General features: G+C 76.5%; 2 protein-coding genes. Both read left to right on the plus strand.

The annotated features are described in order from the left end of the window. Positions 1–597: phosphopantetheine-binding protein (locus tag QSG27_RS29030; RefSeq protein ID WP_306712333.1), on the plus strand; the 597-nt coding region annotated here is incomplete at its 5' end. Then, positions 594–994 (plus strand): condensation domain-containing protein (locus QSG27_RS29035; RefSeq protein ID WP_306712335.1); only part of this gene is annotated, 401 nt, incomplete at its 3' end. The genes QSG27_RS29030 and QSG27_RS29035, both read left to right, overlap by 4 nt.

The following is a 994-nucleotide window of genomic DNA, read 5'->3' on the forward strand; positions in this document are numbered from 1 at the left end:
CTCGGCCTGCCGGGGCGGGCCCTGCTGATCGGGATGGACGGCGACCACCCGCGCCACGCTCCCCGCGTGCCCGGCTCCGCCGCAGCGCTTGACACGCCCGCCGCCTATGTGGCCGGGCCGGCGGCCCTCGACGGCTCGGCGCGTCTGGAGGACCGCTTCGGAACCGCCTTCGACGCTCCGGTGACGGCGGTGGATCACCTCCCCCGGCGCGGCGACGGCACGCTGGACCTGCGGAGCCTGCAAGGTGCCGGAGGTGGAGCCCCGGAACCGCCGGACGGCCCCGCCGAACGGCGGATCGCCCGCATCTGGGAAACGGTGCTGGGAACCGCGGTGGAGGGACGGCACGACGATTTCTTCGCGCTCGGCGGCAATTCGCTGCGCGCGGCCCAGGTGGCGGCGCGGGTGCGCGAAACCTTCCGCATCGACCTGCCGGTGATGGCGGTGCTGGCCAGCCCCACCGTCGCGTGGCTGGCCGAGGCCCTGCGCACGCTGGAGCCCAAGCCGGGCTTCACCGACACGCTGGCCCGCCGGCTGGAGGAGATCGAGCGGATGACCCCGGATCAGCGCGCCGCGCTGCGCGCGAAGGCGGCGCCATGACCGGGGTGGACGCCACCGACGACCTGCTGGCCCTGCTGCTGGAGGAGGACGGCTTCGCCCTGCCCGGCGACGGCCCGGCCCCCATCCCCCGGCTGGCCCCCGATGCCGAAGTCCCCAATGCCGGGGTCCCCGCGGCACCGGCGCAGGAGCGGCTGTGGGTGCTCGACCGCGTGGAAGGGCCGTCCACCGCCTACAACCTCGCCCTTGCCCTGCGCTTCGGCGCGGACGTGGATGCCGCCGCCCTGCGCACGGCGCTGAACCGGCTGAGCGAGCGGCACGAACCCCTGCGCACCGACCTGACGGAGCGCGGCGGGCGCCCCGTCCAGCGCATCCACCCGCCCGCCCCCGTGCCGCTGCCGGTGGAGGCCACCACGCCGGACGGGCTGGCCGAGGCCCT

The sequence above is a fragment of the Azospirillum isscasi genome, from assembly GCF_030849505.1.
Lineage (GTDB): Bacteria > Pseudomonadota > Alphaproteobacteria > Azospirillales > Azospirillaceae > Azospirillum > Azospirillum isscasi.